Here is a 25922-nt window from a genome sequence, read left to right as displayed (position 1 = left end):
AGAGCTCGCCCGGTATTCGGGTCGGGGCGCTGGAAGCCGCGCGATTGTTGCCGAATGTTGCTGGTGTGGCACAGCCCTCGGGGAGGCGGCGGCGTATATTCCGATCAATATTTTTGTGTGGAGGGGAATTGCAATGAAGCGGATTGTAATTGGACTGGCGGCTGCAATGTCGCTGGTCGCGACGGGCGCTCTGGCTGCGGATCTCGCGGCAAAGCCCTACGTCAAGGCCCCGCCGATGGTCGCGGCTGTCTACAATTGGACGGGCTTCTATATCGGCGGCAACATCGGCTACAGCTGGGGCCGCTCCCGAGACGATTCCACTTTGACGACGCCCGCGGGTGCGGTGCTGTTTGCAAGCAGCGATCGCGCCAACATGGACGGCGTCATCGGCGGCGGCCAGATCGGCTACAACTGGCAGACGCAGAACTGGGTCTGGGGTGTCGAGGCCGACATCCAAGGCAGCGATCAGAAGGGCAGCCGCGTCTTCACCTGTCCCACCGGTGTTTGTACGCCTACGTTCGGCGTGATCGCCGTGTTCCCCGGTCCAGCCGTGCCTGTCACGCTTGACCAGAAGCTGAGCTGGTTCGGGACGGTCCGCGGTCGCGTCGGCATCCTGGCGACCCCGACCGTGCTGTTCTATGGAACGGGCGGTCTGGCCTATGGAGAGGTGAAGACAACGGAGACCATCGGTGCGGCCGCGGCTGTGTTCTCCAACTCCGATGTGCGCGTGGGCTACACGGTCGGCGCCGGCGTCGAGGGCGTGATCAGCGGCAACTGGACCGCCAAGCTCGAATATCTCTGGATGGATCTTGGCCGCACCCGCGGTTCGTTCACCACCGCTATCGGAGCCCTCGGTGGCGGCGTGCTGACGAGCAACTACAGCTCGCGCATCACCGACAACATCCTTCGCGTCGGAGTGAACTACAAATTTGGCGGCCCGGTGGTCGCGAAGTACTGAGATCAACGAGGACGTCAACAAGAAGCAAAGCCCGGTCTCGAGCCGGGCTTTGTCGTTTCCGTCGCGGTCTTCCGAAGACGGTGCGGAGCCAGAAGCGTTAGCGGAGACCTGAAGCTGGTCGAACGGGCTGGCCGGCTCGGTCACGACGCCAGCGATTCTGCTGCTGCTTTGGCCGGTGATCGACCGCTGGTTGGGCCGTGTCGGATCGACGCAGCGGACCAGGACGACATCGCGCTCCGCTGCGGAATAAAAAGTCATTCCGTATCAATGGTTTGGGAGAAGATGGTGGCGTCTCGTCCCGGCGCCACCTCCGCGCGATTGTTTCCGGATGTTGCTGGCGCGGCACAGCATTTGGGCAGGGGGACGGGTATATGTTGATCACAAGATTGTGCTGAAGGGGAAATTTCCATGAAGCGGATTGTGATTGGAATGGCAGCGGCGATGTCGCTGTTCGCGACGGGCGCCCTGGCGGCCGATCTTGCTGCAAAGCCCTACGTCAAGGCACCGGTCATGGTCGAACCGGTCTGGAGCTGGACCGGCTTCTACATCGGCGCCAACGGCGGCTACAGCTGGGGCCGTTCGCGCACTGACGTCACCTACAACAACACGGCGACCGGTGCGGTGATCGCGCCTCCCGCGGGCTCCATCACTAGCGCATCGTTCGACATGAACGGCGGCGTCGCCGGCGGTCAGGCCGGTTACAACTGGCAGAGCGCCAACTGGGTGTTCGGCGTCGAGGGTGACCTGCAGTGGTCGGGTGAAAAGGGCAGCGCCTTCTTTAACTGCGGCGGCGTCGCGCCTGCCGGTGGTGCCTGTCTTCCCGGGCTGACCTTCCTTCCGCCTGGCGCCTTGGTTGGCACCACGCTGACGATCGACCAGAAGCTCGAGTGGTTCGGCACGGTCCGCGGCCGCGTCGGCATCCTGGCGACCCCGAAGGTGCTGTTCTACGGCACGGGCGGTCTGGCCTTCGGTGAAATCAAGACCACAGGCACCATGACCGGCTTCACGCCTGCCGGTGTCGTTGTCGCCGCGACCGGCTCAAGCTCGGATACGCGCGTTGGCTGGACCGTCGGCGCGGGTGTCGAAGGCAAGATCACCCAGAACTGGAGTGCGAAGCTCGAATATCTCTACATGGATCTCGGCCGCTACTCCGCTGGTCCGTTCTCGCTCGCGCCGGCTTCTGCGATCGCGGTCAATACCTCGTCGCGCTTCACGGACAACATCCTGCGCGCCGGCATCAACTACCAGTTCGCCGGCCCGGTGGTTGCCAAGTACTGAGATCAACACAGGCGTCAATAAGAAGCAAAGCCCGGCCTCGCGCCGGGCTTTGTCGTTTCTGCGCTCTCGAGCTCGCCGAGAGCGCTCGCATGTCACCGACAACATCCTGCGCTTCGGCATGAACTACCGCTTCAGCGGCACCTGAGCGACGTCCTCGCAGGAAGCACCTGCGAATCGAAAGTCCGGCGGTCGCGCCGGGCTTTCGTGCTTTTGGGGTGAAAACCGTCAGGCCCCATGACGCTTTCTCTCACTTGTCAGTGACGCTAATCGGGATCAAAATACAAGCGTAGATAGAAATTTATTGATCTCATTTTTTTGGAGAATGTCATGGCTATTGAACGCTATCGAGCTCGCAAAGGCGCTGAGATTTCACACGCGGTCGCGGCCGCAGCCGCCGGAGGCTACACCATCGAGGTTCACTTCCTGGGCGGACTGACCGACAAGCAAAAGGCCGCTTTCAAGCTTGCGGCAAACCGGTGGACACACGCCATCGTCGGAGATTTGCCTGACGTCACGGTCGGCGGCGAAAGGATCAACAATCTCCGTATCACGGCGCAAGGCACCGACATCGACGGGCCCGGCAATGTTCTCGGCCAGGCGGGGCCGGATCGCCTGCGCCCGAAGAGCGCCGGGGCCGCCGCGTTCCTCCCGGCGACGGGCGACATGCAATTCGACACGGCCGATCTCGCCGCCATGGAAGCCGACGGCTCCCTGAACGACGTCATCACGCACGAGATGGGCCATGTGATCGGCATCGGAACGATCTGGACGAACAAGAGATTGTTGAAGGGAGTCCGCACGCGCAATCCGACATTCCACGGCGCCAACGCCATGCACGAATACGGCAAGCTCCGCGGCTCCGCGACGCCACTGCCCGTTCCGGTCGAAAACACGGGCGGTGAAGGGACGGTGGACTCGCATTGGCGCGACACTGTATTCGGCGCAGAGATGATGACCGGCTTCGTCAATGACGGCGGCAATCCGATGAGCCGGATGACGATCGCGAGCCTGCAGGATCTCGGCTATCAGGTGAACATGGACGCCGCTCAGCCGTATCACCTGCCCAATCACCTCCACATGGCCGAAGCAGGAATAGCTGCGGCGCATGCCGACAACACGAGAGGCATCGTGCTCCGGCGGATTCCGATCACGTTGCCCGAGGACAGCCTCGGCTCTTGAGTCAGGATTCTTAGGCCAAGGCGCTGCCAAGGCTTGCGCAATTCAGGGATACCGGATCATGGAGGGCATGAAGCGACCCGAAGCGATCGTGCTGCCGGATTCGTCATTGATCCCGTCGGACTGTCTGATCTCGCCGCCGCCCAACCAGTTCACCCACGAGGTGGCGAGATCCCAGCCGTTCTACGCCTCGCGCGGTCTGCCGAGCGGGCCGCCGGCCGGACAATTCGAAGCAGGTGCCAAGGTCGTTCTGCTCTACCATGACGGCGGAGAGCTTTGCCGGGTTGTCGATGCAGGTGGCCGTTATGTCGACACGCGGTTCGACGGTTTGCGCAAGATCTAGACGCAAGCGGTTCTTGCGCGGCCGCCCTTTCACACCACCTTGGCGCTCCGTAGCCCCGCGATCTCCTCCGCACTGAGGCCGAATTCCTTCAGCACCTCGTCGGTCTGCTCGCCGAATTCCGGCGGTCGCGCCACCATCCTGCTCGGCGTGCGCGACAGCGTCACGGGCTGGCCGACCAGGCGGATATCCCGGCCCTCGTCGTTCGGCACGTCCTGGGCGATGCCGAGATGCTTGACCTGCGCGTCCTCGAACATCTGGTCGATGGCGTAGATCGGCCCGCAGGGCACGCCGGCCTCGTTGAGCTCGCGGACCCAGGTCTCGGTCGACTTCGTCACGGTGCGCTTCTCGATCTCGGCGTTGAGCGCGTCGCGATTCCCGGAGCGGGCGGGGGCCGTCGCATAGTCGGGATGACTGTAGAGCTCCGGCGCGCCGATTGCCTGCGCACAGCGCTCCCAGATCCGCCCGCCGGTCGTGGCGATGTTGATGTACCCGTCCGAGGTCTTGAAAACGCCGGTCGGAATGCTGGTCGGGTGGTTGTTGCCGGCTTGCTTGGCGACTTCCTTTTCCATCAGCCAGCGCGCGGCCTGGAAGTCGAGCATGAAGATCTGGGCCTGCAGCAGCGAGGTTTGCACCCACTGGCCCTTGCCCGAGACCTCGCGCTCGAGCAGCGCGGTGAGGATGCCCATGGCGCAGAACAAGCCCGCGCTGAGGTCGGCGACGGGAATGCCGACGCGCATCGGTCCTTCCCCCGGCGCGCCGGTGATCGACATCAGCCCGCCCATGCCTTGCGCGATCTGATCGAAGCCCGGCCGCTTGTGATAGGGGCCGTCCTGGCCGAAGCCGGAGATGCTGCCATAGACGATGCGCGGATTGATCGCGGCGAGGCTCTCATAATCGATGCCGAGCTTCTTCTTCACGTCGGGCCGGAAATTCTCGACCACGACGTCGGCCTTGGCGGCTAGGCGCTTGAACACGGCGAGCCCGCGCTCGTCCTTCAGGTTCAAGGTCATGGCCCGCTTGTTGCGATGCAAATTCTGGAAGTCGGAACCCCGGCGAGGCCCGCCCGGCTGCTCGCCGCCGGCATCCTCGGTCAGTGCGTCGATCTTGATGACGTTGGCGCCCCAGTCCGCGAGCTGCCGCACACAGGTGGGCCCGGACCGGACACGTGTCAGATCGAGCACGGTGAAGCGCGACAGGGCTTCCGAGGCATGCGGAAAAGGCATCTTGAAAGGCTCCGGGACAGATTGCGGAGCCACCATAGTGCCGAAACATCAGGCGGCAAGTCTGCCTCGACGCGGATGCCGCCTGTCAAAATGCAGGCCTGACCGGGGCTGGCCTGACGTGCCGCGCTGCGCGAGGGATCAGCGCGACAGGCGCTTCAGCTCGGCGCGCGCCTGCTCGGCCAGCGGGTCATCGCCATGGCGCGCGATGAAGAGCTCGAACGCCTCTCGCGTTCCCGCCCGACGGGCGGCTTCGAATTCCTCCGTCACCGCGGCGGAAGGATCGCGGGCCATTGGCATCGAGGGGGCGCGCCCCGCCTTGGTGTTCCCCTTGCTGCTTTCGTCCGCATTGGCTTTCGAGGCCATGACAGGCTGTTCTCCGATGGGCAGACGATCCGGCCCGGCGAGCATCGCCAAGGTTCCGATCAGACCGGCCGAAAGTGGGCACAGTTTCATAGTTTCCTTTACGGAACACGCTAGGCGCGGTACTGAATGCCTCGCCGCTCCGTATCATTACGGGAGTTGATGGCTGACACGGCGTTACGGCCCGACTGATGGCCCCGCGCCAAAATTAAACCAAACGTATAACTCTCTAGCTAGAATCATGCCCCTGCGCATCGAATCGCGCGCGATGCATTGCTCCGGAGAGTTCATTGGCTACCTCGGTTTTCGTCAGTGCCACCAACAACGCCGAGATCGACGGCCTGCTGTCGGGCTACAAATGGACCGGCACGATCAGCTACAGCTTTCCCGACGCGCCTAGCGACTACGCCAATCCTTACACCGGCGGCAGCAGCGAACCGACCTTGTCAGGTTTCGCTTCGGCGCCCACTCAGATGCAGGCGGCGATCAACTACGCGATCGGGCTGATCCTCGGCTACACCAACGCCACGATCCAGTACAACGGGACCGGCAGCGGCGATATCATGATCGCGCAGTCGCCGTCTGCCAATCCGACCTCCTACGCCTACTATCCCGGCAATTATGCGTCCGGCGGCGATGTATGGTTCGGCACCCAGTACAATTACTCGCTGGCCAAGCTTGGCAACTACTATTTCACGACTGCGCTGCACGAGCTCGGCCACGCCCTCGGCCTCAAGCACAGCCAGGAGGCCGGTGGCCCCGCCAACGTCGCGGTGCCGAGCGCGCATGATGACAGCGAATACACCGTCATGAGCTATCGCAGCTATGTCGGTGCGTCGACGACGAGCGGCTACACCAATGAATCTTACGGATATCCGCAGACCTATATGGCCAACGATATCCTCGCGCTGCAGACGATGTACGGCGCGAACTACACGACCCAGAGCGGCAGCACGGTCTATACCTGGAATGCGACGACGGGTCAGGAGTTCGTCAACGGCGTCGGGCAGCTCGCGCCGGGCGGCGGCGCCGGCGGCTCGGCCAATCGCATCTACGAAACGGTGTGGGATGGCGGCGGCGTCGATACCTACGATCTGTCGAACTACACGACCAACCTGAGCATCAACCTCAATCCCGGCGCCTCATCGCTGTTCTCTGCGACGCAGCTCGCCAATCTCGGCAACGGCCATTATGCCGCGGGCAACGTCTACAACGCCTATCTCTACAACGGCGACGCGCGCTCCTACATCGACAACGCCATCGGCGGGTCCGGCAACGATACGTTGGTGGGCAACGCGATCGCCAACGCGCTCAACGGCGGCGGCGGCAATGACACGATCACCGGCGGTGCGGGCAACGACGCCATCAATGGCGGTTCGGGCACCGACACCGCGGTGTATTCCGGCAGCCGGGCCAACTATCTGGTCTCGTACAATGGGACCACCCAGACGTTCACCGTGACCGACCAGCGCAGTGGCGCGCCCGACGGCACCGATACGGTCACCGGCGTCGAGAATTTCCAGTTTGCTGATGGCACGGTCGCCAGCACCAACCTCTTGCCAAGCGGGATCGACACGTTCGGCTCGACGAGCGTGGCCCTGACGGGTGGCCTCTACTACCTGATCAACATCTCGACTGGCGCCGGCCCGACCCTGAAATATGGCGGCGCCGCGGTGATCGCAGCCAACTACAGCACATGGTCGGTCATCGGCGCCGAGCAGGTGACGGGCGGCGGCTACGACGTGGTCTGGAAGGACTCGGCGAACGCGCATTATTCGGTCTGGAGCACGGACAGCGCCGGCAACTTCCTCACCACTCTCGGCTCGGCTCCCGAGATGCTCGGGACTGATGTAGCGCTGAAAGCGCTGGAGCCGACGCTGCAGCAGGATCTCAACGGTGACGGCACGATCGGCCTGCCTGTCATCCCCGGCGTCATGATCGAGTCCTTCGGATCGACCGCGGCGGTCCTGAACAGTGGCAACTATTACCTGATCGATCTCGCAACCGGCACAGGGCCGACCCTGAAAAATTCCGGCGCTGCTGTGATCGCGTCCAATTACGGCACGTGGTCGGTCATTGGCGCCGAGCAGGTGACGGGCGGCGGCTACGACGTGGTCTGGAAGAACTCGGCGGACTCACATTATATGGTCTGGAGCACGGACAGCGCGGGCAATTTCCTCACGACTCTCGGATCGGCCTCCGAGATGCTGGGAACTGATGGATCGCTGAAAGCGCTGGAGCCGACGCTGCATCAGGATCTCAACGGCGACGGCAGGATCGGCTCACCTGTCATCAGCGGCGTTACGATCGAGGCGTTCGGATCGACCGCAGCGGCCTTGTACAGCGGTAACTATTACTTGGACGACCTCTCGACCGGCACCGGCCCGACTCTGAAATATGCCGGCGCGGCGGTGATCGCGGCCAATTACAGCACGTGGTCGGTCATCGGCGCCGAGCAGGTGGCGGGCGGCGGCTACGACGTGGTCTGGAAGAACTCGGCGAACGCACACTATTCGGTCTGGAGCACGAACAGCAGCGGCAACTTCGTCACGACTCTCGGATCGGCGCCCGAGATGCTGGGAACGGATGCGGCTCTGCAGGCGCTGGAGCCGACGCTGCATCAGGATCTCAATGGAGACGGAACGGTCGGGGTTGTCAGTGTCCCTGTCGTCAACGGCGTCACGATTGAAGCGTTCGGATCGACCAGCGCAGTCCTTTCCTCCGACAATTACTACTTGAACAACATCTCGTCCGGCACCGGACCGACCCTGAAATATTCCGGCGCTGCGGTGGTCGCGTCCAGTTACGGCACGTGGTCGGTCATCGGCGCCGAGCAGGTGACGGGCGGGGGCTACGACGTGGCCTGGAAGAATTCGGCGAACGCGCACTATATGGTCTGGAGCACGGACAGCACCGGCAACTTCGTCGCGACTCTCGGCTCGGGGCCCGACATGCTGGGGACCGATGTATCGCTCAAAGCGCTGGAGCCGACGCTGCATCAGGACCTCAACGGCGACGGCAGGATCGGCCTGCCTGTCATCAGCGGCGCCATAATCGAGACGTTCGGATCGACAGCAGCGGCCCTTTACAGCGGCAACTATTACCTGGACGACCTCTCGACAGGCACCGGCCCGACCCTGAAATACGCCGGCGCGGCGGTGATCGCAGCCAACTACAGCACGTGGTCGGTCATTGCCGCCGAGCAGGTGACGGGCGGCGGCTACGACGTGGTGTGGAAGGACTCCTCAAGCGGAAATTATTCCGTCTGGAGCACCGACAGCAACGGCAACTTCCTGACCACGCTCGCCGCGGCCCCGGTGGTACTGGGGAGCGATCCGTCCCTGAAAGCGCTGGAGCCGACACTGCATCAGGATCTCAATGGCGACGGCACCGTCGGCGCCGCGCCCCTAGCGACAGCGACCCCCAATGACAGCTTCGCATTCAACTTCACCCAGGGCGCGTCCTCGCCGACCATCCCGTCCGAGCTCCCCGATCCTATGCCGGCGCCAGCCGATCCGCACACCACGTCAGAGCCGTCGACTCAACTGGCGGGCAGTCACGACGCGGCTGTGATCGATCTTGTGATGGACGTGCTTCACAACCTGCACGGTTCGGGTTTCCTGCTCGGCTGACGGAGTGGTCTCGTAGTGCAGGTGAGATCCAATCGATGAGCTCCGGGCGCAGGCGCCCCGAGCTTTTTTGTGCCGGCACCCGCTCTGGATTTCGGCATGGCCGCGGACTAGTCTGCCTGCATATCCAGGGAGTGCGGATGGGATGGTGACTCTCGACAGCCAGGATCCGGTTTTTTGCCGCGAGGTGTCGCGAGCACGGTTGCGCGGTTTTTCGCGACGGACAGGATGGGCGGGCACTGCCATCTTCGTGATGCTCGTGACGCTCGCCGCGCCGGCCCAGGCCCAGTCGCTTCGCCAGGGCGTCTCCGCGTTTCAGCGCCAGGACTATGCGGCGGCCTCCCGCATCTTCATTCCGCTGGCCGAGCGCGGCAACGCGCCGGCGCAGACCTATCTCGGCTTCCTGTTCGAGACCGGGCGCGGCGTTCCGCGGAACTATACGGAGGCCGCGATGTGGTACCGCCGCGCGGCGGAGCAGGGCGACAGTCGTGCCCAATATTCCCTGGGCCTGCTCTACGACCGCGGCTTTGGCGTGCCGCAGGACATCGTCGAGGCCTCCAAATGGCTCAACCTGTCGACGGCCGCAGCGCCGGCGCCGGCGCGAGAGGCGCGGGCCCGGATCCGCGATGCCGTCACCACCAAGATGACGCGCGGCGAGATCGCCGAGGCCCGCCTGCGGGCGCTGGAATGGGCGCCGAGCCGCGAGCACTGACGGCCCTCCCATGCCGGGCTTCCCCGGCCGTCCGCACCCCGGACGAAGCCCCAAACAAAAAAGTGCGAAAACAACCCCATGCACAGTAGACGGCGACCGCCGGCGCGGCGCCTCCCGCGTGCGCCGGAATGACGATTCCTCCCGGGATTATCGCGCCTTAGCCGGGTCAGCCGCCGAGCCAGTTCGCGTACCAGGTCTCGCCCAGCCAACCGAGCCAGATCGCCGGTGCCAGAAACAATCCGAACGGCAGAAAGGCGGTGGCGCGCAGCGGTTTCTTTCGAAGTGAAGCATTGGCGGCATAGACGGCGATCGCGAGCAGCGCCGCAAGCTCGATCACCGCGGCCACGGTCACAAGATCGAGCCAGGCGCCGCACACAGCGGCGAGCTTGACGTCGCCGAGCCCGAGCCCGTCACGGCCGCGCCAGCGCCGGTAGAGCGACATCAGCAGCAGCAGCGGCAGCGCCACGGCTGCGGCACGGGCGAGCGGCCAGAGCAGCGCCTCCAGGCCGAGATCGGGCACCAACGCCCCGCCGCGGAGCAAGGCGAGCGCGAAAGCCGTGCCCGTCAGCTCGTTCGGGATGAGGTAGTGGCGGGCATCGTACGCGGCGATCGCCAGCATCAGGGCAGCCAGGAAGGCGCCGTACAGGCCTTCCGCCCCCGGCGCGGTGACGAGGCTCGCGAACACCCCCAGCAGCAGGGCGATGCCGAGCGCGAGCGGGGCGCCGGTGCCGTCGTTCATCACCTGGTCCGTCACGCCGTCAGCGCGCCACCCCGGGCGGGCTCACGGTGACCACGGGATTGCTGGTCCCGACAATGCGACCGTTCATCTTGCTGCGCATCTCCTCGGCGATGACGTGAGCATCGACGCCGTCCTTGATCACGGTCGGGCGGATGAACAGGATCAACTCGGTGCGCGCACGCGCATTGGTCTGATGCGAGAAGGCATCGCCCATGCCGGGAATGGAATCCAGGATCGGCAGGCCCTGGCGCTGCCTGTTCTCGGTCTCGCTGATCAGACCGGCGAGCAGCACGGTCTGCCCGCTCGTCACTGCGATCGAGCTCTTGACCCGGCGCTGCGAGATCGTGGGCGTCAACGAGTTGGCACTGCCGGCGGCCACGCTCGAGATCTCCTGCTCGATGTCGAGCACGACGTTGCCGTTGGCGTTGGCGCGCGGCAGCACCCGCAGGATGATGCCGGTGTTCTTGTAGTCGATGGTGTTGACCACGGTGTTGTTGGCGGTCAGCACGGTCGCGGTGCCCGTCGAGAACGGCACCTGGTCGCCGACCTGCAGGGTCGCGGTCTGGTTGTCCAGCACCACCAGCGACGGGTTCGACAGCACCTTGACGTTGGTGATGCCGTGCAATGCGTCGAGCACGACGCGCGGTGAGTTCTCGGAGCCGATCAGGAAGTTGAAGCCCGGCAGCGCACGGCCGAGCAGGGCGCCGGCGGCGGCATTGACCGCGTTGCTCGCCGGCTCGGTGTCGCTGCCGATCGTGGCGCTGTTGCTGATGCCCGAAATGGTGTTGGAGATCGAGCCTTTCTGGCTCGCCAGGAAGAACTGCACGCCATAGTTCAGCTGGTCGTTCAGCGTCACCTCGGCGATCGTCGCCTCGATGGCGATCTGGCGCTGCGGCCGGTCGATCTGCCGGATGGTCTGCTCGACGATGCGCTGCGACTCCTGATTGGCGTAGACGAGCACGGCATTGTTGGTGACGTCGGCGGTGATCCGCACGTTCTGGAGAATGCCGTTGAGGCCGGGCTTGGCCCCGCCGCCCGAGAGTCCGCCGAGGCTATTGTCCTGCGCCGGCGTTGCGGCGGCGACGGCCGGAGCGGGACGGGCGCTGAGCGATGATCCCGGAGGCGTGGTGACCGGCGTTGCCGCACCCGCCGCAGCGGTGGGCAGTGCGCTGAGCGACGCCACGGGATTGCCGGAGGACATCGTCGACATCCCGGCGCCGGGCGCAATCTGGCTCGACGCATTGTCGAGCGTCGAACTGCTCGCCGAGCCCTGGTTGAGCAGCATCTCGTTCAGCAGCGCCACGATCAGCTTGGAATTGCCGTAGCGCAGCGGATAGGACTTCAGGTTCACTCCGTCGGTGTCGGAGCGATCGAGCCGCGCGATCCACGTCTGGGCGCGCTTGAGATATTCCGGCTTCTGGCTCACCACGAGGATCGAGTTGAGCCGCGAGATCGGCTGGAACTTGATCACGTTCTGGCTCATGCCGCCTTCACCGGAATCCATGATCTTCTCGATCTCGGTGATGACCGGCTCCGGCGAGGAATTGCGCACCGGGAAGATGCCGACGGATTGTCCGCGCATCCAGTCGGCGTCGAAGGAGAGGATGGTGTCGACCGCGGTCGCGCGGTCGCTGCCGCTGCCGCTGACGATCAGCGTGTTGCGGGCGTTGTCGGGACGCATGGTCGAGGCCTTCACGCCGAAGGCGTCGAGCAGCTTGAAGATGTTCTGCGCCGAGACATAGCGCAGCGGCACCACCGTGACGCCCTGGCCAGCCGAAGCATTCATCGAACGGTCGATGCCGCCGGGGCCGGCTTCCGGCGCCGGGAGCAGCCGATAGCCGGTGCGGTCGCGGACCAGCGCGACGCCGGACATGCGTAGCGCGTTCTCCAGCACGTAGAGCGCGTCTGCCTTGGGCACGGGGCGCACCGAGGCCAGCGTCACGGTCCCCTGCACGCGCGGGTCGATCGTGTAACCGACATTGAGCACATCACCGAGAATGACCTTTGCGACGGTGGCGACCGGCGCATTCTCGAAATTGAGGTCGTAGCCGCTGCCGCCGCCATCGTCGCGCTCGGCCAGTGCGCCACCTTGCGGCGTTGCGCCATCGCTGAGGTAGATCGCGGGCTTGGACGATTTCGCCTGGGCAATGCTGCCCGCGCCCGCATCCGCAGCTTGACGCGGCTGCAGGTCGAGGGAGCGGATCCTGTCGGCGATGTCCTGGGCACGCGGATCCTTTGGGTCCGCTTCGATCGACTGATCGGCGGTGACGATGCACGCCCCGAGCAGGAAAGCGGACGACAACAGGATGAGCGTTCCAGGCAACGCGGAGCGGAGGCGCAAAAGCGGCTGGAGTAGTTTGAACGAAATATGACAGCCATCGCTTCGAGTGGCCGAAAATTGTGTCTGATCCATCATGGATCGTATGCGCCAAAATTTGCGTCGCTACCATTTCTTGCTAGTAAACCTATCGTGGACTCCATGGTCGTGAGCGAGACGGATGGATGTGTTGCTAACAAGCGTGGTGCGGTGAAGGGCATGCAAGACGTCGCGGTCGACACCTTCAAACAGCATCTTCTCGCAAAGCACTCGTTACCGTCGCGCGCGCTTGCGCACCTCGTTGGTCCGACAGATGCCGGATCTGGTCGGTCGCTCCGCGAGCTGTGGGAGAAAATGGACCTTTCGTCAGCCGAATTCGCTGACGAGGTCTCGGAATATTTTCGACTGCCGCGGCTGGGTCTTCCGCAGTTACTGTCAATCACGCCTTGCCTCGACGGCTTCTCACATAGATTCCTGCGGGAATCGACCATATTTCCATTCCGCTCTTCGAGCGGAACTTATGGAATAGCGATTGCCGATCCTTTGGATGCCGCCGCCATCCGCGCCGCCGAGATTGTCTTCGGCACGCGGGTCGACATTGTCGTCGCGTCATATGAAGATATTACGACAGCTCTCGACCAAAGAACCGGCGCCGCCGAAGCAAATGCGGACGAAGGCGTCCGATTGCAGCAGCAGTCCGACGACGACATCGAAAGCCTGCGCGATCTCGCCAGCGGTGCGCCGGTGGTGCGCGCGCTCAACGATCTCCTGGAGCGCGCGGTGGACTTGCGCGCGAGCGACATCCATGTCGAGCCGTTCCGCGCCGGACTCGCCGTGCGCATGCGCGTCGACGGCCTCTTGCGCGCACTGCCGTCGCCGCACGGCATCCCGCCGCAGGCGTTGATCTCGCGCATCAAGATTCTCGCCAGCCTCAACATCGCGGAGCGGCGGCTGCCGCAGGACGGCGCGGCGCGCGTGCGCGTCGGGCGCAGCGAGATCGACGTCCGCGTCGCGACCATGCCGACGCAACACGGCGAGAGCGCCGTCATCCGCCTGCTGCCGCGCGACCGCGGCCTCCTGGAGATGAGCAAGCTTGGCCTTGCCGCACGCGACGAGAGCGTGATGACGCGCCTTCTGGCGATGCCGCACGGCATGATCGTCGTGACGGGTCCGACCGGCAGCGGCAAGACCACGACGCTCGCCATCATGCTGTCGATCCTGAACGAGCCGACGCGAAAGATCCTCACCATCGAAGATCCCGTCGAATACGAGATCCCCGGCATCAACCAGTCCCAGGTCAAGCCGTCGATCGGGCTGACCTTCGCCTCGGCCATGCGCGCTTTCGTGCGCCAGGATCCCGACGTGATCATGGTCGGCGAGGTCCGCGACGCCGAGACCGCCCATATCGCGATCCATGCCGCGCTGACCGGCCATCTGGTGCTGACGACGCTGCACACTGAGACGGCGGCGGCTGCCGTGCCGCGCCTGATCGATCTCGGCATCGAGGGCTTCCTGCTGAAGTCGACGCTGCGCGCGGTGGTGGCGCAACGCCTGGTGCGCATGCTTTGCGACCGCTGCAAGCTGCCGCATGCATTGACCGAGGCCGATCTTGCCAAGGACCCGCGCCTTGCGGTGATCGGCTTCAGATGTGGCGAGGTCGTGCACGAGGCCGGCGGCTGCGAGCGCTGCGGCGGCACCGGCTATCGCGGCCGTAACGGCGTGTTCGAGATCCTCGAAATGTCCGACGAGGTCCGCGCGCTGGTCGGACCGCAGACCGATTCCCATTCGATCGATGCCGCCGCGATGCGGGGCGGCATGACGACCATGCTGGAGGACGCGGTCGCCAAATGCCGGGCCGGGCTCACCACCGTGCCCGAGGTCTTCCGCGTCACGACGGTGCGCTGACACCCATGCCGAACTATCGTTACCGCGCACTCAACGCCAACGGCGAACTGGTCTCCGGCGCCATCGCCGCGCCCGCGCCTGGCGACGTCGCACAGCGGATCGAGCGGCTCGGCCTCGTCCTGGTCGACAACGTCACGCCGGAGGAGGGCGGCGCGGCCGGCCGCGTGACCAGCCTCTTCAACCGGCCGAAGCCGGAAGACGTCACCATCTTCACGCGCGACCTCGCGCTGCTCTTGCGGGCCGGCGCCCGCATCAATGACGGATTGGAGCTGCTCGCGGCCGATCCCGATTTCGGCCGGCTGCGGCCGGTCGTTGCCGACATCCGGTCCCGCGTCGTCTCGGGCGAGAGCTTTGCCGAGGCGCTGGCACGGCACGAGGGGCTGTTTCCGCCGATGTACATCGCGCTGGTGCGGGTCGGCGAGGCCTCGGGGTCCCTCGATCAGGTTCTGGAGGTGCTGGCCGGCGAACGCGCGCGCAGCGAGGCCTTGAGGCGCCGGCTCTCGGATGCGATCCGCTATCCCTTGTTCGTGCTCGGCGCGGCCGGCTGCGTGCTGCTGTTCTTCCTCACCTTCGTGCTGCCGCAGTTCGCATCGGTGTTGCAGGATTTCGGTGCCAAGGTCGATCCGGTCGTCGGTGTCTTCCTCAACATCTCGACCTTCCTGCGCGGCAATTCCGACATGGTGCTGGCCGGCCTTGCGACCGTCATCGCCGCGACATGGCTTCTGCTGCGGCAGGAGCGTATCCGCCGCGGCATCACCCATGCGATCACGCGGCTGCCTGCGATCCGCAACATCATGGGCGCGTACCGCACGGCGCTGTTCTGCCGCAATCTCGGCCTGCTGCTCGGCAGCGGCGTCAATCTCACCACCACGCTGCGCATCCTCATCGACATGATGGCCACGACAGGCCCATCCACGGTCTGGAGCGAGGCCGCCGACCGCGTCCGCCATGGCTCGAAACTTTCCGATGCACTGGCCGAGACCGCGGCGTTGCCGGCAATGGCGGTGCGCATGCTCCGGCTCGGCGACGAGACCGGGCAATTGCCGATGCTGTCCGGGCGGGTTGCCGAATTCTACGAGGCCAAGTTGCAGCGTACGCTGGACCGCGCCGTCGGCATCGCCGGACCGGCGGCGATCATTGCGATCTCGCTGGTGGTCGGCGGCCTGATCACCTCGGTGATGACGGCGCTGATGTCGGTGAGCCAGATTGTCGGATAGGCAGGGAACGGGAGAAGCTCGAAGTGACCAAACATCCATCAGCAAGCCGCGGTCGGCGGCGCGACAGCCGAGGGGAAGCAGGCTTCACCCTCGTCGAGATGCTGGTGGTCATCACCATCATCGGGATGATCATGGCGCTGGTCGGCCCGCGCGTGCTGAACTATCTCAGCGAATCCAAGGCGAAGGCGGCGAAGATCCAGATCGAGAGTTTTTCCAGCGCGCTCGATCTCTATTATCTCGATCTCGGCCGCTATCCGACGTCCAATGAAGGCCTCGCGGCGCTGACCCGCAACACCAACCAGTCCGGCTGGAACGGGCCCTACTTGCGCGGCGGCGTGGTGCCGAGCGATCCGTGGGGTCACATCTACGTCTATCGTTCGCCGGGCGCGAGCGCACCCTACGAGATCATTTCGCTCGGATCTGATGGCCAGGAAGGCGGCAGTGGAACGGCAGCCGACATTGTCAGCGGCTCGCGCTGAAGCCCTCCGCCATGCGCACGGCTTCGCGCTGATCGAGATCCTGTGCGTGCTCGCGATCATCGGCCTGCTCGCGGCGATCATCTTGCCGGCGCTTCCACGCTCGACGACCCGGGCGAGGCTGGAAAGCTACGCGGTCGAGACTGCGGCGCTGCTGAAGGCAGACCGCAGCGCGGCGCTACGCCGGCAGGTCAGGGTGACGACGCAGGTGGACGCCGAGGCGCGCGCGATCCGTTCCGGCGTCACCGGGCGCACCATCCGCCTGCCGGGCGACGTGGTGATGCAGGCGATGCTGGCCTCGCGCTGTGCCGATCGCGCAACGGGGCGATCGATCGACTTCTTTCCGTCGGGCATGTCGTGCGGGGGAACGATCGCGCTGGCGCGGCCCGGCATGGGCTATGAGGTGCGCGTCAACTGGCTGACCGGAGGCGTCGAGATTGTCCCGCAGAAGCTGCTCTGACGCCGCCGGCTTCACGCTGATCGAGGCGCTGGTCGCGCTTGCGATCATCGCCGTCGTGCTCGGGACGATCGGCTCGGTCATCGCCACGACCGTGAAGGGTACGCGTGCGATCGACCAGCGTCTCGTCCTCGCCGGCACGGCCGAGACCCTGCTTGCGAACCTGTCGGCGCGGTCCTTGCTGAAACCGGGGCGGCAGAGTGGCGAACTTGCCGGCAGCCGCTGGCGCGTCGACGTCACACCGATGAGCGTGACGGGTGGCAATCCCGAGACAGATCGCTTCGTGCCATTGGCCGTCAATCTGCGCCTCCAGCGCGCCGACGGCGCCGCGATCCAGGTCACGACGGTGAAGCTGGTGCCGAGGGCCGCGCAATGAAACGCCTCCGCCGCGCACTCGCCGATGAGGCGGGCTTCACCCTGCTCGAAGTGTTGCTGGCGACGCTGCTGATGACCGTCATCCTGGCGGCCCTTGCGACGGTGACGGCGCAATGGCTGCCGAACTGGAACCGCGGCATCGCCCGCGTGCAGCGGGCCGAGCGCCTCGCGACCGGGCTCGACCGCATCATCGCCGATTTGTCGGTCGCCGAGCAGATGACGGTCAACGGCGATGCCAAGGCGCCGCTGTTCGAGGGCGCCGAATTGTCGGTGACGTTCCTGCGCACCGCGCTCGGTCCGAGCGCGCGTCCCGGGCTCGAATTCATCCGCTTGATCGAGAAGGCCGACGCGCAGGGGCTTGCGCTGGTGCGCGAGCGCGCGCCGTTCCAGCCGATGCCTGCGGATGGACAGATCCGCTTCCTCGACCAGGTCGTGCTGATCCGGGCGCCGTTCCGGGTCAGCTTTGCCTATGCTGGGCAGGACGGTCAGTGGCAGCCGACCTGGCGCGGCCAGCCGCAACTGCCGGCCCGCATCCGCATCACCGTGCGTGACGGCGCCAGCGGGCAGGTGCTGGCGGCGTCGGGCGCGGTGGTCCCGCACATCACGGCACCGGCCGAATGCGCGCGGGCCAAGAATCCGGTGACCTGCGTGGCGGCGGGCACCCGGCCGCAACAGCCGGCGAAAGAGGAGCAGCAGTTGTGAGCGGCGCGAGGCCCGACCATGCGACGTTTGGTGACGGCCGCGGCTTCATCGTCGTCGCGGTGCTCTGGATGCTGGCGGCGCTGGCCGCGCTGGCGCTGATCTATCTGACCTATGTCACCAACACCGCGGTCACGGTCGCCGTCAACGCCGACCGGCTGCAGGCCGACGCGCTGGTGAACGCGGGGCTCGAGCTCACCGCCTACCGGCTGACGGCGCAGAACGAAGCGGCGCGTCCGACCAGCGGCACCTTCAACGCCCGCGTCGGGGCCGGCCGGGTGAGCGTGACGTTCCGCTCGGAGGCTGCGAGGGTCGACCTCAACATGGCGCCGAAGCCGATGCTCGCGGGGCTGATGACGGCGCTCGGCGTCTCCGCGAGCGATGCGCCCGTCTACGCCGACCGGATCCTGGCCTGGCGCTCGTCGACGGAGTCCGGACAGGATAATCCGGAGGATTCCTATTATCGCACGCTCGGCGCATCGTACTTGCCGCGTCACGCGCCGTTTCCGCACAGCGACGAGCTGTGGCTCGTGCGCGGCATCCCGTCCGCGGTCGTGGAGCGCGTGATGCCGTTCGTCACCGTGTTCAGCAACATGCGCACCGTGAACGTGCTCGATGCCGCGCCGCAGGTGGTGGCGGCGCTCCCCGGCATGACGCCGGAGACACTGCAGCAGGTGCTGCGCGACCGCGCCGATCCCAAGGTCGACCCGCGCTCGCTGGTCGGACTTGCCGGCAGCGCCGATGCGACGATCGAAGGCTCGAAGGCATATCGGATGACGATCGCCGTCGAGGCGCCGTCGCATCGCCGCAGCTCGGCCGAGATCGTCATCCTGCTTCTCGAAAGTGGCGATGAACCCTATCGTGTCTTGTCATGGCACAACGCCTTCGACGGCTCTGCCGGAAAGCCTCTGTGAGATGAGCTCGCTCAATTCCCTTCGCGGTATTCTCGACGCCTGGACCGGCACCGTGGCCGGCACGATCGTGGCCGCCCTGGAGCGGGTGGTGGCGCCGCGCCTGGTGCGGCTGGTCGAGACCGCGACCGGCGCATTTGCGCTGGAGGCCGTGAAGTCGGAGAACGCGCCGAAGGAGATCACCTTCGAGGACGGCAAGTTCGTGGGCGCCCATCTCGTCCAGATCGTCCGCGGCAGCCGCGTCGAGATCGTGCTGCAGCCGACGCGCTTCCTGTTTCGCCCCCTGGAGCTGCCGGCCCGTGCGGCCGATTTCCTCGACGGCATCGTGCGGGCTCAGATCGACCGGCTGACGCCGTGGAGCGCCACCGAGGCGGTGTTCGGGTGCAGTCCGCCGGTGGCGCATGGCAGCGAGAGCATCACCACCGAGATCGCCGCGGCGCCGCGCCGGCTGGCGATGGGCTATGTCGAGGCGCTCATGGGCTTCCATCCCTCGGCGATCGCGATCGTGACGGAGGCGGCCGATGGCCCGCGCATCAAGGTGTTCGAGCAGAAATCGCGCGGCGCCGTCGATCCCGTCCGGCTGAGCCGCACGCTGCAAGCCGTTCTGGCGCTTGCCGCGGTCGCCGCGGTGACCGGCTCGGTCGCGGCAAGCTATCTGGCCGGCAGCCTCAGCACGCAGCAGAGCGAGCTCGAACGGCAGATCACACAGCGCCGCGCCGCGCTGCGCGGCAGTGACGGCGGCGAGCGCTCGCCGCTCGCGCTGCTCGAGCGGCGCAAATACGAGACACCGGCGAGCGTGATCGTGCTGGAGTCGCTGAGCCGGCTGCTGCCCGATCACACCTATGTCACCGAGCTGCATGTTGCCGGCAACAAGATTCAGATCGGCGGCATTACCCGCGATGCGCCCTCGCTGATCCCGCTGATCGAGCAGTCCCAGCACTTCACCCACGCGACCTTCTACGCCCCGACCACCCGCAGCCCCTCCGATCCCGGCGAGCGCTTCCACATCGAGGCGCAGATTGAACCGAGGAACGCGCCATGAACAGTGCCAAGAACAGTGTCAAGAACAGTGTCAAGAACAGTGTCAAGAACAGTGTCAAGAACAGTGTCAAGAACAGTGTCATGGGCAGCAAGGTTGCGAGCGGAAACGCCGTGACGCGGGCGCTTACGGGCTCGCCGCTGGTTGCGGTCTCGCTCTACATCGCCATCGCCGGCGGGCTGTTGCTGATGGCCGGCCTCTCGATCGCCGACGTCATCGCTCACCGCCAGGCGCTGGCAGAGAGCTCCGACCTGCTCGATCAGCTGCGTGGCCGCAAGGGCGGCGCCAGGAACGCCGCGACGTCGCCGGCCGAGCATCCCGGCACGCCGTTCTTGGAAGGGCCGACCGTGACGGTCGCGGGCGCCAATCTGTTGCAGCGGGTTGCAGCCGCCGTCGGCAATGTCGGCGGCTCGGTGCAGTCCTCGCAGGTCGACGTCACTGGCGCGCAGCTGAAGGACGGCTTCGTCGGCCTCGTCGTGAGCTGCGAGCTGGAGCGGCCCGCGCTGCAGAAGCTGCTGTACGACCTCGAGGCCGGCATGCCGTTCCTGTTCGTCGACCAGCTCGACGTCCAGGTGCCGCAGACCACCGCGCTCGGCGATGCCCCCACCGGCCGCGTCAGAGTGATCCTGGGCGTGTCCGGCCAGTGGCAGGCGGGGAGATAGGCGGGGCGCCGCCAGCTCACCAGCTGTACTTGAATACGCCCTTGCCGGCATGGCGGGAATGGGTCGGGTTCCGGCCCGTTGGGCGAGCATTGGAGCCGGATGCGCCTTTCGGTCGGATTGGGCCGATCTGAGGCGGGTTGATGGTCGGGGCCATCGGGCCTAGTTTGCCCCCTGAAGGCCTGCCCGCGCGCCGGCGCCGCCTTCGGTCGCAAGGGACCATGCAGGGAAATTCGATGTCCGGGTGGCTTCGAGCGATGGGATTGGCTGCGCTGTGGATGGTGCTGGGCGGTGCCGCGAGCTGGGCTGCCACGTCCTCGCGCACGGACATCCTGCCTGATGATGCCGCGGGCAGTCCTGCCGAAAGCGTCGATGTCGGGGCGGTAAGACCGATTGCGCGGCCGGCGCAGGCTGTGAGCAAACCGGTCCCCCGCAGCAATCCGCTATGGTCGGTGCCGCTCTCGGCGCTGACGGCGACGCAGGAGCGCCCGATCTTCTCGGCTTCGCGCCGGCCCCCGCCGCGCGCGGTCGCGGGGGCTCCGGTCGAAGAGGTGCAAGCAGTCCCGCCGCCCAAGCCGATCGAGGCGCCGCCGCCGCTACTGCTGGTGGGGGCCGTGGTGGGCGAGGGCGACGCCATCGCGATCCTGGTCAACCGCATCGACCAGAAGGTCGTGCGCCTGCGGCAGGGCGAATCGTTCGGCGGCTGGTCGCTGACGGAGGTCCAACCGCGCGAGGTGACGTTCAAGCAGGGCGATCGCAGCGAGGTTCTGGCGCTCCAGCGCCCGGCCGATCCGGCAGCGGCCCCGGCAGGTTCCCCCGTGGATGCCGAACGATAGTTACCTCCCCAGGCTATCGACAATCCGTGCACTGGCTGCTAGCCCGAATTCGCGCTGCTGGGGGGAACCCTGATTGACGAGGTGGCAAAGGCTTGGTGAGGGCAGGGCCGGGTGGCTGGCATGACTTCGAGAAAAAAACCGCCCGATCTGCTGGGGAACTCCGCTTGGAATGCGATGGCCTTTCTGGTCGCCGTGGTGCTGAACCTGGCCATCCTGCCTTTCGTGATCGTTCACCTCGGCCTCGCTGCGTTCGGCGTGGCGGGTCTCGTCACCGCATGCATTGCGCCGGCGCTGGTGTTCAGCAACGCGCTCGGACTTTCGACGGCGCGCGAGCTTACGCAGCGACTTGAACCATCCGATCGTGAAGATGCGCGGCGCCTGTTCGCGACCGCGGTGATGCTCGCGATCGGCGCGGGCGGCCCGATCAGCGTTTTCTTTCTGGTTGCCGGGGCCCCGCTTGCGCGTCTCGGATTTCATCTGGCCGGTCCGGCCGCTGACGACCTCGGATGGGCCTTCGCACTGGCCGGCATTGGCTGGCTATGCCAGTGCGTATCGGCGGTCTTCGTTTCCCTGTTCACCGCGCGTCAGGACTATCGCCGGATTGCCCTGGTCGGCATTGCCAGCACCGTGGTCTCGACGTTCTCGATGCTCTTGCTGATCCCCGTCTCACCCTATGCGTCGACGTTTCTTGGTTGCCAGGCGCTGGGATTTGCGAGCGGTCTTTTGATGGCTGTGGCCTGGTCCCGCGGCGCGATCGGTCAATGGCTTGCACCGCCGGCATTGCATCGCGATGCCTTCGCAAGGCTCGCTCGGTTCGGCATCTGGCAGGTGGCTGCGCAGGGCGGGGCGCTGCTTGCGGCGCAGGCCGATCGGTATCTGCTTGGCGCGCTGCTGCAACCACAATTCGTCGGTTTCTATGGCGTGGCGCAGCGCCTCCAGGAGGCGACCTATATCGGCATCCTCAAGGTCGGTGAGATCCTGTTTCCGTTCTTCAGCACGCTGCAAAAAGAGAGCGAGGATCGCAAGGTCGATCTGCTGTTCCGATCGTCGTGGATATTGAATGTCCTTGCCGCAAGTGCCTTGGGCGCCTTGATCCCCGTGGCCGGTCCGCTGCTGCATGTCTGGACCGGTGCCGAGGTCGCGGCCGAGTCCGCGCGGGTGCTCGTCGTCCTGTCGATAGCCGGTATCCTTGGATCGAGTGCGAACGTGTTCGGCTTTTATCTGCTGGCGCAAGGGCGCTCGCGCTACAACGCGCTGATCGCGTTGATCACGGGTATCGTCACCCTCGGCACCAGTGCGACCGTATTGCCAAGCTTCGGATGGCAGGCCGCAGGCTGGAGCGCCTGCGCCGGCATGATCGCGCAGATGGCGACCATCGTCGTGCTGTTGCGCCGCAGTTTTGACCTTTCCGGCATTTGGCCGCGCGTCATCCATTGCGTGCTGATGCCGCTCGGCATCGGGATCGCGACGGCGCTGGCGCTGCGCACCGGCTTCGACCGCGCCCCATTTCACCTGGCACCGTCCTGGTGGTCGGTGGGAGTCGTCGCGTCGGCGACGGCTGCGATCATCTTTGTCGTCGAAGTTGCCGCGTCGCAGCTGGGACCGTATCGAAGAGCCTGCTTGCAGGACTTGCGGGCCATTCTCAATCGCTTCGTGCCCCTGAAGGCCATCTAGGACATGTGCGGAATCGCCGGAATCGTCAATTTGCGCGGCAATGCGGTCGAGCCGGCCGACATCTCGCGGCTGACCAGCCTGATCGCGCATCGCGGTCCGTTTGGGGAAGGAACGTGGTTCAGCCAGGACCGGACTCTCGCATTCGGCCATCGTCGTCTTGCGATCATCGATCCCGGCGAGGGCGGCTATCAGCCGATGCTGTCTGCGGACGGCCGTCACGTCATCGTTTACAACGGCGAGATCTACAATTTTCTCGAGCTGCGCCGCGAGCTGGAGGCGCGGGGCGCGGTGTTCCGCAGCGAATCCGATACCGAAGTGATCCTGGCCGCCTGGGAGGCCTGGCGGGAAGACATGCTGCCGCGCTTCAACGGCATGTGGGCGCTGGCGATCTTCGACACGGCTACGGGCGAATTGTTTCTCGCGCGCGACCGCTTCGGCATCAAGCCGCTGCTCTATGCCATGTCGCCGGAGCGATTTGTCTTCGCCTCCGAGCAGCGCGCGCTGGTGCGCAGCGGACTGATCGATGCTTCCGTCGATCTGGAGGTGGCGCGGCGGCTGTTGCTCGACGCCTTCGGCGTCGAGGGAAGCGACCGCACCTTGTTTCGGCAGGTTCGCCGTCTGCAGGCCGGCCATTGCATGTGGCTGCGCCAGGGCAAGCTCAGCGTCAGGCGCTGGTGGCGGACGATCGATCATCTGCCTCCGGTGCCGGCCACGGAATCCGAGCGTGTGGCCCGCTTTCGCGAGCTGTTCCAGGATGCCGTGGCGCTGCGGATGCGCAGCGACGTGCCGATCGGAACGTGCCTGTCCGGAGGCTTCGACTCATCGGCGGTGATCTGCACCATGGCGGCGCATGAGCAGGCCGGCATGGGGCCGCGCGACAGTAGCGCATGGCGCCATGCCTTTGTTGCGACGTTCCCGGGGGCATTGAACGACGAGCGGCCGATGGCTGAGGAGGCTGCCGCCTGGGCCAAGGTCGAGCCCACGTTCCTCGCAATCGGACAGGGCGATGCGTTGACGGATCTCGATCGGATTCTCGACGATCTCGACGACATTTATATCGGGTTGCCCAGCGCGGTATGGCTGATCTATCGGCAATTGCGGCAGAACGACGTGACCGTGTCACTCGACGGCCACGGGGCGGACGAGTTGATGGGTGCCTATTTGCAGGAAGGCCGGGCGGCCTCATTCCGGATCCGGAATGCAGCGGAAGATCTGGCTTCGCGATCGCCGCTGGCGCGTCGCGGCGTGGATCTCCTGCGCGTGTTCGCCTTGAAACGTCAGGGCGTTTATTTTCTGCGGGGCGGCCTGCGCGACATTCCGAGCCCGCTTCCGCTGGTCGCCGAGGAAGATGTGCTGCCACGTGAATGGGGCGGCCTGAACCGGCGGCTCTACCGCATGTTTCACAGCACGGTGCTGCCCACGATCCTGCGCAACTTCGATCGTCTCTCGATGGCCCACGGCGTCGAGGTCCGTATGCCCTTCATGGACTGGCGCCTCGTGACCTACACGATGGCGCTTCCGGAAAGCAGCAAGTCGGCAGATGGCTATACCAAGGCTGTCGCCCGGCGGGCGATGGCCAACCTGATGCCGGAGTCGATCCGGACCGCGCGCCGCAAGGTCGGCTTCAATTCGCCGATGCCCGAATGGCTGAACGGACCTTTGGCCGGCTGGACGGCAGACCTGCTCGACCGCGAGGTGCCGGCCTTTGCCGAGCTGGTGGACGAAGCGGCCTTGCGCCGAGCTGTCAGCCGCTTGACGGCGTCGAAGTCCTGGGACTGGGAGTCGGTCGGGCGGATCTGGCCGTACCTGAACATGAAATGGATGTTGGCGAGGTACGCCTGAGCGATGCGTCTGTTCCAGAATAGCGGCCTCTACCCATCCTATGTCGCGCGGCTGAACCAGCTCGCGGCGAAAACCACGCACTTTGCGGAGCGGCGCGACGTGTTCCTCGACGATCGCTTCGGCGCAGCGCATTTCCTGCAGCCGGTGCTCGACGGGTCACCCGACGCCTTCTTCACCAACGGCGACGACGAGATTCTGCAGCGGCGTTGGGCGCGCGAGCAGGGCATGGCGGGCGAGCCTGCACTTGAGGCGATCCTGCTCGCCCAGATCGAGCATCACCGGACCGATGTCTTCTACAATCTCGATCCGGTGCGCTATCCGAGCGCCTTCGTGGCCAAGCTACCGGGCTGTGTGCGAAAGACGCTGTGCTGGCGCGCTGCGCCGTCGGGCAACGCGGATCTCACCGCCTATGGCGCAGTGCTCGGAAACTTTCCGTCGATCCTGGAATCCTGGCGCGCGAAGGGATGCCGGGCTGAATTCTTTTTTCCGGCGCACGATCCGGTGATGGATGAATACGGCCATGACGAGCGGCCGATCGACGTGCTGTTCGCAGGCGGTTACTCGCGGCATCATGCAGCGCGTGCGAAGATACTTGAAAGTGTTGCCGGTCTAGCTGACCGCTTCAATGTCGTTTATCGTCTCGACGCCTCACGGCTGACGCGGCTTGCGGAAAGCGCCATCGGACGATGGATGCCCCTGCGAAGCCATCGGCGCCCGGATGTCGTGGCTAGCATCGCGCAGCCGCCCGTGTTCGGAAGGCAGCTTTATGAACTGATGGGGGCGGCGAAAATCGTGCTCAACGGTGCCATCGACATGGCGGGCATTGATCGGGGCAACATGCGCTGCTTCGAGGCAATGGGGTGTGGGGCGCTTCTGTTATCCGATGCCGGTCGCTATCCCGATGGAATGGATCCCGACGAGACGATCTCGGTCTATGAGACAGGCAGTGACTGTGTTGTCCGGATTGAGAATTGTCTTAATAACTGGAGCGAGGCCAAAATGAAGGCGGAAAGGGGTCGGCGCACCGTTCGAGATTTGTATAGTAAAGCGCGGCAATGGGCTCTATTTGGAAAGCTCTTGGACAACCTCTAGGAACG

At 65.4% G+C, this 25922-nt stretch carries 23 protein-coding genes; 19 read left to right on the top strand and 4 right to left on the bottom strand.

Going from position 1 to position 25922, the window contains the following annotated elements:
* Positions 1-133 precede the first annotated feature (133 nt).
* The 4 genes from JQ592_RS17535 (at position 134) to JQ592_RS17520 (ending at position 3755) form a co-directional block, all read left to right on the top strand.
* Positions 134-958, top strand: a complete 825-nt coding sequence (locus JQ592_RS17535) for an outer membrane protein (RefSeq protein ID WP_211404061.1) — start codon at positions 134-136, stop codon at positions 956-958.
* Between the two features lie 408 nt (positions 959-1366).
* A complete protein-coding gene (locus JQ592_RS17530) occupies positions 1367-2236 on the top strand; it encodes an outer membrane protein (protein WP_211404060.1) in 870 nt (289 codons plus the stop codon).
* 327 nt (positions 2237-2563) lie between these two features.
* Entirely contained in the window at positions 2564-3415 is an 852-nt protein-coding gene (locus JQ592_RS17525; RefSeq protein ID WP_211404059.1) for a leishmanolysin-related zinc metalloendopeptidase, read from the top strand.
* A 67-nt stretch (positions 3416-3482) separates the two neighbouring features.
* Positions 3483-3755: a hypothetical protein gene (locus JQ592_RS17520; RefSeq protein ID WP_246820475.1), complete on the top strand. Its 273-nt coding sequence runs from the start codon at positions 3483-3485 to the stop codon at positions 3753-3755.
* Positions 3756-3784: 29 nt separating this feature from the next.
* Here the strand turns inward: JQ592_RS17520 and JQ592_RS17515 are convergent, their stop codons facing one another.
* Together JQ592_RS17515 and JQ592_RS17510 are read right to left on the bottom strand one after the other, a co-directional pair.
* Entirely contained in the window at positions 3785-4978 is a 1194-nt protein-coding gene (locus tag JQ592_RS17515; RefSeq protein WP_211404057.1) for a CaiB/BaiF CoA transferase family protein, read from the bottom strand.
* Positions 4979-5116: 138 nt separating this feature from the next.
* Positions 5117-5431, bottom strand: a complete 315-nt coding sequence (locus JQ592_RS17510) for a hypothetical protein (protein ID WP_211404056.1) — start codon at positions 5429-5431, stop codon at positions 5117-5119.
* Positions 5432-5628: 197 nt separating this feature from the next.
* Between JQ592_RS17510 and JQ592_RS17505 the strand changes: the two genes are divergently transcribed.
* A complete protein-coding gene (locus JQ592_RS17505) occupies positions 5629-8970 on the top strand; it encodes a M10 family metallopeptidase C-terminal domain-containing protein (RefSeq protein ID WP_211404055.1) in 3342 nt (1113 codons plus the stop codon).
* A gap of 142 nt (positions 8971-9112) precedes the next feature.
* On the top strand, positions 9113-9679 hold the full coding sequence (locus tag JQ592_RS17500; RefSeq protein ID WP_211404054.1) for a tetratricopeptide repeat protein: 567 nt from the start codon (positions 9113-9115) through the stop codon (positions 9677-9679).
* A 166-nt stretch (positions 9680-9845) separates the two neighbouring features.
* Here the strand turns inward: JQ592_RS17500 and JQ592_RS17495 are convergent, their stop codons facing one another.
* Together JQ592_RS17495 and gspD are read right to left on the bottom strand one after the other, a co-directional pair.
* Positions 9846-10433 carry a prepilin peptidase gene (locus JQ592_RS17495; protein ID WP_211404053.1) on the bottom strand — a complete coding sequence of 196 codons (588 nt, stop codon included), beginning with the start codon at positions 10431-10433 and terminating at the stop codon, positions 9846-9848.
* 4 nt (positions 10434-10437) lie between these two features.
* A complete protein-coding gene (gspD, locus tag JQ592_RS17490; protein ID WP_211404186.1) occupies positions 10438-12831 on the bottom strand; it encodes a type II secretion system secretin GspD in 2394 nt (797 codons plus the stop codon).
* Between the two features lie 123 nt (positions 12832-12954).
* Here gspD and JQ592_RS17485 point away from each other — a divergent pair, with 123 nt between their 5' ends.
* From JQ592_RS17485 to JQ592_RS17425, 13 genes are all read left to right on the top strand, one after another.
* On the top strand, positions 12955-14640 hold the full coding sequence (locus tag JQ592_RS17485; RefSeq protein ID WP_211404185.1) for a GspE/PulE family protein: 1686 nt from the start codon (positions 12955-12957) through the stop codon (positions 14638-14640).
* 5 nt (positions 14641-14645) lie between these two features.
* Positions 14646-15857 carry a type II secretion system F family protein gene (locus JQ592_RS17480; RefSeq protein ID WP_211404052.1) on the top strand — a complete coding sequence of 404 codons (1212 nt, stop codon included), beginning with the start codon at positions 14646-14648 and terminating at the stop codon, positions 15855-15857.
* A gap of 23 nt (positions 15858-15880) precedes the next feature.
* Positions 15881-16336, top strand: a complete 456-nt coding sequence (gspG, locus tag JQ592_RS17475; RefSeq protein ID WP_211404051.1) for a type II secretion system major pseudopilin GspG — start codon at positions 15881-15883, stop codon at positions 16334-16336.
* Complete coding sequence (locus tag JQ592_RS17470; RefSeq protein WP_211404050.1) at positions 16299-16793, top strand: prepilin-type N-terminal cleavage/methylation domain-containing protein; 495 nt, start codon at positions 16299-16301, stop codon at positions 16791-16793. The genes gspG and JQ592_RS17470 overlap by 38 nt, the downstream gene beginning before the upstream one ends.
* On the top strand, positions 16771-17166 hold the full coding sequence (locus tag JQ592_RS17465; RefSeq protein WP_211404049.1) for a type IV pilus modification PilV family protein: 396 nt from the start codon (positions 16771-16773) through the stop codon (positions 17164-17166). Before JQ592_RS17470 ends, JQ592_RS17465 begins: the two co-directional genes overlap by 23 nt.
* A complete protein-coding gene (locus JQ592_RS17460) occupies positions 17163-17867 on the top strand; it encodes a general secretion pathway protein GspJ (protein ID WP_211404048.1) in 705 nt (234 codons plus the stop codon). Before JQ592_RS17465 ends, JQ592_RS17460 begins: the two co-directional genes overlap by 4 nt.
* Positions 17864-18778 (top strand): general secretion pathway protein GspK, encoded by a 915-nt coding sequence (locus tag JQ592_RS17455; RefSeq protein ID WP_211404047.1) that lies wholly within the window; start codon positions 17864-17866, stop codon positions 18776-18778. Before JQ592_RS17460 ends, JQ592_RS17455 begins: the two co-directional genes overlap by 4 nt.
* A 1-nt stretch (position 18779) precedes the next feature.
* On the top strand, positions 18780-19817 hold the full coding sequence (locus tag JQ592_RS17450; RefSeq protein ID WP_211404046.1) for a PilN domain-containing protein: 1038 nt from the start codon (positions 18780-18782) through the stop codon (positions 19815-19817).
* Positions 19814-20476, top strand: a complete 663-nt coding sequence (gene gspM / locus JQ592_RS17445; protein ID WP_246820473.1) for a type II secretion system protein GspM — start codon at positions 19814-19816, stop codon at positions 20474-20476. The genes JQ592_RS17450 and gspM overlap by 4 nt, the downstream gene beginning before the upstream one ends.
* Before the next feature lie 233 nt (positions 20477-20709).
* Positions 20710-21309 (top strand): hypothetical protein, encoded by a 600-nt coding sequence (locus tag JQ592_RS17440; protein WP_246820472.1) that lies wholly within the window; start codon positions 20710-20712, stop codon positions 21307-21309.
* A gap of 120 nt (positions 21310-21429) precedes the next feature.
* Positions 21430-22983 (top strand): lipopolysaccharide biosynthesis protein, encoded by a 1554-nt coding sequence (locus tag JQ592_RS17435; protein ID WP_246820487.1) that lies wholly within the window; start codon positions 21430-21432, stop codon positions 22981-22983.
* Between the two features lie 3 nt (positions 22984-22986).
* Positions 22987-24825, top strand: coding sequence for an asparagine synthase (glutamine-hydrolyzing) (asnB, locus tag JQ592_RS17430; protein WP_211404044.1), 1839 nt, complete (start codon positions 22987-22989; stop codon positions 24823-24825).
* A gap of 3 nt (positions 24826-24828) precedes the next feature.
* Positions 24829-25917, top strand: coding sequence for a glycosyltransferase (locus JQ592_RS17425; RefSeq protein WP_211404043.1), 1089 nt, complete (start codon positions 24829-24831; stop codon positions 25915-25917).
* Positions 25918-25922: the final 5 nt, after the last annotated feature.

This window comes from Bradyrhizobium iriomotense, from assembly GCF_018129405.1.
In the GTDB taxonomy this organism is placed as follows: domain Bacteria; phylum Pseudomonadota; class Alphaproteobacteria; order Rhizobiales; family Xanthobacteraceae; genus Bradyrhizobium; species Bradyrhizobium iriomotense_B.
The sequence above is the reverse complement of the archived record's forward strand: the minus strand, read 5'-3'. Positions and strand labels throughout refer to the sequence as shown.

Bases quoted from the DNA above. Each gene is read 5' to 3' on its own strand.
- JQ592_RS17535 (WP_211404061.1), top strand. From the start codon at position 134: ATGAAGCGGATTGTAATTGGACTGGCGGCTGCAATGTCGCTGGTCGCG.
- JQ592_RS17520 (WP_246820475.1), top strand. From the start codon at position 3,483: ATGAAGCGACCCGAAGCGATCGTGCTGCCGGATTCGTCATTGATCCCG.
- JQ592_RS17525 (WP_211404059.1), top strand. From the start codon at position 2,564: ATGGCTATTGAACGCTATCGAGCTCGCAAAGGCGCTGAGATTTCACAC.
- JQ592_RS17530 (WP_211404060.1), top strand. From the start codon at position 1,367: ATGAAGCGGATTGTGATTGGAATGGCAGCGGCGATGTCGCTGTTCGCG.
- JQ592_RS17440 (WP_246820472.1), top strand. From the start codon at position 20,710: ATGTCCGGGTGGCTTCGAGCGATGGGATTGGCTGCGCTGTGGATGGTG.
- JQ592_RS17435 (WP_246820487.1), top strand. From the start codon at position 21,430: ATGACTTCGAGAAAAAAACCGCCCGATCTGCTGGGGAACTCCGCTTGG.
- JQ592_RS17480 (WP_211404052.1), top strand. From the start codon at position 14,646: ATGCCGAACTATCGTTACCGCGCACTCAACGCCAACGGCGAACTGGTC.
- JQ592_RS17500 (WP_211404054.1), top strand. From the start codon at position 9,113: ATGGTGACTCTCGACAGCCAGGATCCGGTTTTTTGCCGCGAGGTGTCG.
- asnB (WP_211404044.1), top strand. From the start codon at position 22,987: ATGTGCGGAATCGCCGGAATCGTCAATTTGCGCGGCAATGCGGTCGAG.
- JQ592_RS17425 (WP_211404043.1), top strand. From the start codon at position 24,829: ATGCGTCTGTTCCAGAATAGCGGCCTCTACCCATCCTATGTCGCGCGG.
- JQ592_RS17510 (WP_211404056.1), bottom strand. From the start codon at position 5,431: ATGAAACTGTGCCCACTTTCGGCCGGTCTGATCGGAACCTTGGCGATG.
- JQ592_RS17460 (WP_211404048.1), top strand. From the start codon at position 17,163: ATGAAACGCCTCCGCCGCGCACTCGCCGATGAGGCGGGCTTCACCCTG.
- JQ592_RS17515 (WP_211404057.1), bottom strand. From the start codon at position 4,978: ATGCCTTTTCCGCATGCCTCGGAAGCCCTGTCGCGCTTCACCGTGCTC.
- JQ592_RS17450 (WP_211404046.1), top strand. From the start codon at position 18,780: ATGAGCTCGCTCAATTCCCTTCGCGGTATTCTCGACGCCTGGACCGGC.
- gspD (WP_211404186.1), bottom strand. From the start codon at position 12,831: ATGGATCAGACACAATTTTCGGCCACTCGAAGCGATGGCTGTCATATT.
- gspM (WP_246820473.1), top strand. From the start codon at position 19,814: ATGAACAGTGCCAAGAACAGTGTCAAGAACAGTGTCAAGAACAGTGTC.
- JQ592_RS17485 (WP_211404185.1), top strand. From the start codon at position 12,955: ATGCAAGACGTCGCGGTCGACACCTTCAAACAGCATCTTCTCGCAAAG.